This window comes from Burkholderia sp. HAN2018 (assembly GCF_024704855.1).
Classification (GTDB): Bacteria; Pseudomonadota; Gammaproteobacteria; order Burkholderiales; family Burkholderiaceae; genus Burkholderia; species Burkholderia cepacia.
In genome coordinates, this window is sequence record NZ_QOBB01000327.1 from 1 (window position 1) to 6,039 (window position 6,039).

The window sequence follows — 6,039 nt, forward strand, 5'->3', positions numbered from 1 at the left end:
CGACTGCCGCGCGTCCGCGTCGGCGGGCGCGCGCCGCCGCCCGTGCGCGCCCTCGGGTTCCGGCGTCGCGTCGAAGCGGCGTTTGCGGCGATAGGGGTCGAGTTTCGCGGCCATCGCGTCGTTCTCCGTCGCGCGCGGTCACGCGGCGTGCTTGCGGCGCGCGGCGATCTTCTTCGCCGGATGCGCCACGGCCGTGCCGTGCTTCGCGGCCGCGCGTTTCGCGGGCGCCTTCGCGGCACCCTTTTCTGCACCCTTCGCGGCCCCCTTCGCGCCCCCTTTCGCCGGCGCTTTCGCAGCCGGTTTGCGCCGTGCACCGGCGGCACGCGAAGAGGCCGTCGCCCCGGCATCCGCCTCGTCGTCCGCATCGGCTGCCCGCGCACCGCCGCCCTTCAGGCTGCGCTTCAGCAACTCGGTCAGGTCGACCACGTTGGACGCCGCGCGCCCCGTCTGCGCGGGCCTGTCCTCGATCTCCTCGATCCGGCCCGCGCGCACCTTGCGTTCGACCAGGTCGAGGATGTCGTCGCGAAACGTGTCGTGATACTCGTCGGGTGTCCACGAACCCGACATGTCGTCGATCAGCTTCTTCGCCATCGCGAGTTCGCGCGCACTGACGCCCGCGCGCTTCGCATCGCCGGCCGGCACCGACAGTTCGTCGAGCGGGCGCAGCTCCTCCTGCCAGCGCAGCGTATCGAGCGCGAGCAGCGGCCCGACCGGAATCAGCGCGCCGAGATGCTGACGGTCGCGCATCACGACGTGCGCGATGCCGATCTTGCCGCTGTCCTTCAGCGCGTCGCGCAGCAGCGCGTAGACCTTTTCGCCCTTGCGGTCCGGCACGAGGTAGTACGGCGTGTCGAGATACAGGAACGACACGGCGCCTTCGTCGACGAACGTGACGATGTCGACCGTCTGCGTCGATTCGGGGTTCGCCGCGCGGATCTCGTCGTCGGTCAGCACGACATAGCGCTCCTTCTCGTACTCGTAGCCGCGCACGATGTCCTCGCGCGTGACTTCCCGGCCGGTGCGCTTGTTGATCTGCCGATAGCCGACCGGGTCCATCGAGCGCCTGTCGAGCAGGCGGAACGACGGCTTCACCGTACGCGTGGCCGGGAACAGCTGCACGGGCACGTGAACGAGCCCGAAGCTGATCGCGCCTTTCCAGATCATCCGTGCCATCGATGTCCTCCTTGCGGCGTGTGTGGTCCGGCGAAAGTCACGGCCTGCGGCAGCGGCTGCGCCGCACGATGCTGACGTGGCCGTTGCGCTCCAGGATTGCCGCATCGACGTCGGACAGGTCGGTCGCGCCGAGCGCCTGCCGCACGCTTTCGCGGATGTCGGTCGGCGTGAGCAGCGCGGCGCGCATCTGCGCGTCGTCGAAGCGGCCGTTGCGATACACCTCGCGCTCGACGCCCACCAGCAGCCGCTCGAGCCGGCGCGAGCGCACGCAGGCCCAGCCGATCGCGCGATGCAGCAGCGCGATCGCGAACGACGCCGCGACGGTCGCCACGAACGGCGACGCACCGACCACCGCGCGGCTCAGGATCGCGCCGAGCAGGATCCCGACCACGTAGTCGAACGGCGAACGCTGGCCGAACGCGCGCCGCCCGGCGATGCGGATCAGCACGAGCGCGACCAGGGACACGACGATCGCGCGCAGCGCCATCTGCCCGGGGCCGAGCATCCGGCCCTGTCCGAACAGCGCGACGACGATGTCCATGATCGCGCGGCGCTAGGCCGGCAACTCGGCGGCCTGCTGCTCGCGCGCCCACACGCGATGGCGGCCGAGGTAGTCGGACAGCGTATTCAGGATCGCGTCGAGATCGACGGCCTGCCCGACGCACACGCCTTCGGCCGGGTCCGGCAGATGCGCGGCGCTCAGCAGTTGCCGCCCCGACCCGACGGCCGCGATCGGCTTCAGGTGCTTGAACGCCTCGCGCACGAAGTGCCGCGCGTCGGCGCTGTGCGCGAGGTCGCGGCCATCGCCGTCGCCGCCGCACACGAACACCGCGTCGAACATCACCGACGGCATCCCGGCCAGCGTCGCCTGCGGCACGATGCTGCCGATCGGCGCGAGCGTCGGCGCGACGATCGTCGGCACCGCATGCGCGGCCTGCAGCGCGTCGCGCACTTGCTCGACGAGCGCCTGGCTCGCACCCGGCGTCGCGATCAGCGCAATCTTGCGCGAGCGGATACCGGGCTTCGAGCGGCCGATCAGGCTCAGCGCGGGCGAGCGCTGCGCCACGGCAGGCGTCGCACCCGGATGCGGTGCGGGCAGCCCGAGCCGTTCGGCGACCTGCGCGGCCAGCACCGCGTCGAAGCGCGCGATGATGTCGTTGACCACGCGCTCGCGAATCCGCGGCTGCGTCACCTTGCCCAGCTCGAAGCAGTACGCGTCGCGGATATGCCGTTGCTCGATCTCCGTCATGCTCTGGTAGAACAGCGCGGCCTGCGAGAAATGATCGGCGAACGATTCGCTTCGCACGCGCACCTTCTCGCCTTCGAGCGGCTCGTGCACGGTCTCGAAGCCGCCGCCCGACGGCGCCGGCGGGGTCTCGCGCGGCCAGCCGCCGCTCGTCGAATTCGGCTCGTAGGACGCCTGCCCGACGTTGATCGTCTGCCGGTGCATCGCATCGCGCTGGTTGTTCGCGAACGGGCACACCGGCCGGTTGATCGGGATCTCGTGGAAGTTCGGGCCGCCGAGCCGGCTCAGCTGCGTATCGGTGTACGAGAACAGGCGCCCCTGCAACAACGGATCGTTCGTGAAATCGATGCCCGGCACCACATGGCCCGGGTGAAACGCGACCTGCTCGGTTTCCGCGAAGAAGTTGTCGGGATTGCGGTTCAGCGTCATCCGGCCGATCGGCCGCACCGGCACGCGCTCTTCCGGCACGAGCTTGGTCGGGTCGAGCAGGTCGAAGTCGAACTGGCCCGCATCGGCCGGATCGATCATCTGCACGCCGAGCTCGAACTCCGGATAGTCGCCGCGCTCGATCGCCATCCACAGGTCACGCCGGTTGAAATCCGGATCGTGGCCGGCAATCCGCTGCGCCTCGTCCCACAGCAGCGAATACGCGCCGCTCACGGGCCGCCAGTGGAATTTCACGAAACGCTCGGCGCCGTCCGCGTTCACGAAGCGGAACGTATGCACGCCGAAGCCGTCCATCGCGCGAAAGCTCGCGGGCAGCGCGCGGTCCGACATCAGCCACAGCACCATGTGGGTGGCCTCCGGCACCAGCGACACGAAATCCCAGAACGTGTCGTGCGCGGACGCGCCGGTCGGCATCTCGTTCGGTGCCTCGGGCTTCACCGCATGCACGAAGTCGGGAAACTTGATCGCGTCCTGGATGAAGAACACCGGCATGTTGTTGCCGACGAGGTCGTAGTTGCCCTCTTCCGTATAGAACTTCACCGCGAAGCCGCGTACGTCGCGCACCGTGTCCGCCGAACCGCGCGGGCCCTGCACCGTCGAGAAGCGCACGTACACCGGCGTTTCGGCGGCCGGGTCCTGCAGGAAAGCGGCCTTCGTATAGTCGGCCATCGGTTCGTAGACGCGGAACACGCCATGCGCGGCCGAGCCGCGCGCGTGCACCACGCGCTCCGGAATGCGCTCGTGATCGAAATGCGTGATCTTCTCGCGCATGATGAAGTCTTCGAGCAGCGACGGGCCGCGCGTACCGCCGCGCAGCGTGTTCTGGTTGTCGGCTATCCGCACGCCCTGGTTGGTGCGAAACGCTTCGTGGTCGGGCCGCGAACGGTGTTCGTCGAGCTGGCGCGACTTCACGCTGTCGGTCGACTGCGCGGGCGCGGTCCTGCCGGCTGATGTGGAACGGGTCATCGAAAGGTCCTCGTGGCATTCGGGTGGGCAGCCGCCACGCAAACCGCCGCGCCGCGGCGCGGCGCGGGCATGCGGACGGCAGCGAAAACCGGTACGACGGGCCGCGATCGCGCCCGCGATGCCGGCCGTGAAATCAGGGCGCGGCCAGCGCCGCGTCGAATTCGGAGCGCGTCACGTCGAGCGTCACGCTGCATTCGATCGCGGCATCCTCGACGCGCGGCTTGCGCTCGTCCACCGCGCGCCGCGCGCGGTCGCACAACTGCGTGCGCACGCGCAGCCGGTCGGCCGCGTCGAGCAAAACGTAGCGATCGACGACGTCGGGATCGAACCGCAGGTCGACGGCGCAACGCCATTCGCGCGCGTCCTCGTCGGACGGCACGCGCACCCACGACACCTGGATCGTCAGGCCGCCGGATGCGTCGTCCGCGTGCACGACGATGGTCGACTGCGATGGAAAGCCGATCGCGAGCGCGTGTTCGAGTTCGGCCACGCGCTGCGACCGGTCGGGCGCGGCACTCATCGTCGCACGACGCCCAGCAGCAGCGTGACCAGGAAGATCACGACGAAGATGTAGAACAGGATCTTCGCGATCTCGGCCGCGCCGGCCGCAATCCCGCCGAAGCCGAACACGGCGGCGACGATCGCGATGATGAAGAAGATGATGGCGTATCGAAGCATGGAACCCTCCTGGATGACAGCGGTCGTCACCAAACGTCGTCGTCGGTCACGCATCGTGCTTGTGTTTCGGTTTGCCGCGCACGGGCGTGGAAGCCATTTTCTCGAGCTCTTTCTCGCTCATCGACTCGGCCATCGACTTCGCCGGCGGTTTGAGGTCCTTCATCTTCGTTTCACCGCGCTTCGCCGACAGCGCCGCGCCTGCGGCACGCTGCTGGGCCTGGGATTTTGCTGGCATGGTTGCACTCCTGTCGTGGGTGGATGCGCGGGCCGACACGACGGGCGGCGCCGCGCGCGGTTGACGGACGGTTCGGCAGGCAAGCCGTCACGTCACGCGGCATCGCGACGCCGCAGGTCGGCCGCCGGAATCTTCATCGCCTGCCGATACTTCGTCACCGTACGACGCGCAAGAAGAATGCCGCGGCCCGCGAGGTTCTCCGTGAGCGCGACGTCGGACAGCGGATCGGTATGCCGCTCGGCCGCGATCATGTCGCGGATCAGCACCTTCGCCGCCGACGCCGAGCACACGCCCTTGCCGGCCGCCTCGAGCTTGCGCGGGAAGAAATGCTTGAACTCGAACGTGCCGTGCGGCGTGGCCATGTACTTGTTGCCCGTCGCGCGCGACACGGTCGATTCGTGCAGGTCGAGCTCTTCCGCGATGTCGCGCAGCACGAGCGGCTTCATCGCGATCTCGCCGTAACGAAAGAAATCGCGTTGCCGCGCGACGATGCATTCGCCCACGCGCTGGATGGTGTCGAAGCGCTTCTGCACGTTGCGGATCAGCCAGCGCGCTTCCTGCAGCTGCTGGCCGAGCGGCGAATCGCGCTCGCCGCTCGACTGCGCGAACAGCGTCGCGTAGCGCTCGTGCAGGCGCGCGCGCGGCAGCACGGCCGGGTTGATCGTCACGATCCATTCGTCGCGCACCTGGCGCACGATCACGTCGGGCACCACGTAGTCGCCGCGCGTGCTGCCGTAGTGACTGCCGGGGCGCGGGTCGAGCCCGCGCACCAGCGCGCAGGCGGCGTGCATCGTCTGCGCGTTGCAGCCGAGACGCCGCTGGATCTCCGCCGTCTCGCGGCGGGCGAGCCGTTCGAGATGCTCGTGCGCGATCGCCTTCGCTTCCGCGAGCGCCGGCGTGCCGGCCGGAATCGCGTCGAGTTGCAGCACGAGACATTCGGACAGCGAACGCGCCGCGATCCCCGGGCGGTCGAGCATCTGCACGAGCCGCAGCGCGATCGCGAGATCCCGCTCCGACAGCAGCAGCGCCGGATCGGCCGCGGCCCGCAGCTCGCCCAGCTCCTGGCGCAGGTAGCCGTCGTCGTCGAGCGCGTCGATCACGATGCGCGCGGCTTCGCGATCGCGCCTGTTCAACGGATACAGCCTGAGCGCATCGTGCAGCTGCTGATGCAGCGACGGTTCGGCGGCGATCCATTCGCCCGGCGACAGGCCGTCCGCATCGTCGCCCTGGCGGTTCGTGCCGCGCGGCGCGGGCGCCGCCGTCAGCGGCACCTCGCCGTCGGGCGGCCGGACAT

General features: G+C 69.4%; 7 protein-coding genes. All 7 read right to left on the bottom strand.

The window, feature by feature from the left end; all coding sequences use genetic code 11:
* Positions 1 to 138: 138 nt before the first annotated feature.
* Complete coding sequence (locus DPV74_RS38210) at positions 139 to 1,173, bottom strand: Ku protein (protein ID WP_091921704.1); 1,035 nt, start codon at positions 1,171 to 1,173, stop codon at positions 139 to 141.
* A 37-nt stretch (positions 1,174 to 1,210) separates the two neighbouring features.
* Positions 1,211 to 1,714 carry a DUF421 domain-containing protein gene (locus DPV74_RS38215; protein WP_021161221.1) on the bottom strand — a complete coding sequence of 168 codons (504 nt, stop codon included), beginning with the start codon at positions 1,712 to 1,714 and terminating at the stop codon, positions 1,211 to 1,213.
* A gap of 12 nt (positions 1,715 to 1,726) precedes the next feature.
* Positions 1,727 to 3,832, bottom strand: coding sequence for a catalase HPII (gene katE, locus DPV74_RS38220; RefSeq protein WP_091921700.1), 2,106 nt, complete (start codon positions 3,830 to 3,832; stop codon positions 1,727 to 1,729).
* Positions 3,833 to 3,965: 133 nt separating this feature from the next.
* Positions 3,966 to 4,352 carry a DUF3022 domain-containing protein gene (locus DPV74_RS38225; RefSeq protein ID WP_091921698.1) on the bottom strand — a complete coding sequence of 129 codons (387 nt, stop codon included), beginning with the start codon at positions 4,350 to 4,352 and terminating at the stop codon, positions 3,966 to 3,968.
* The gene (locus DPV74_RS38230; RefSeq protein ID WP_027792525.1) at positions 4,349 to 4,510 is read right to left on the bottom strand and encodes a DUF1328 family protein; all 162 of its coding nucleotides are present in this window, start codon (positions 4,508 to 4,510) and stop codon (positions 4,349 to 4,351) included. The genes DPV74_RS38225 and DPV74_RS38230 overlap by 4 nt, the downstream gene beginning before the upstream one ends.
* 46 nt (positions 4,511 to 4,556) lie before the next feature.
* On the bottom strand, positions 4,557 to 4,745 hold the full coding sequence (locus DPV74_RS38235) for a DUF3008 family protein (protein WP_027792524.1): 189 nt from the start codon (positions 4,743 to 4,745) through the stop codon (positions 4,557 to 4,559).
* A gap of 92 nt (positions 4,746 to 4,837) precedes the next feature.
* Positions 4,838 to 6,039: RNA polymerase factor sigma-54 (gene rpoN, locus DPV74_RS38240; RefSeq protein ID WP_119339068.1), on the bottom strand; the 1,202-nt coding region annotated here is incomplete at its 5' end.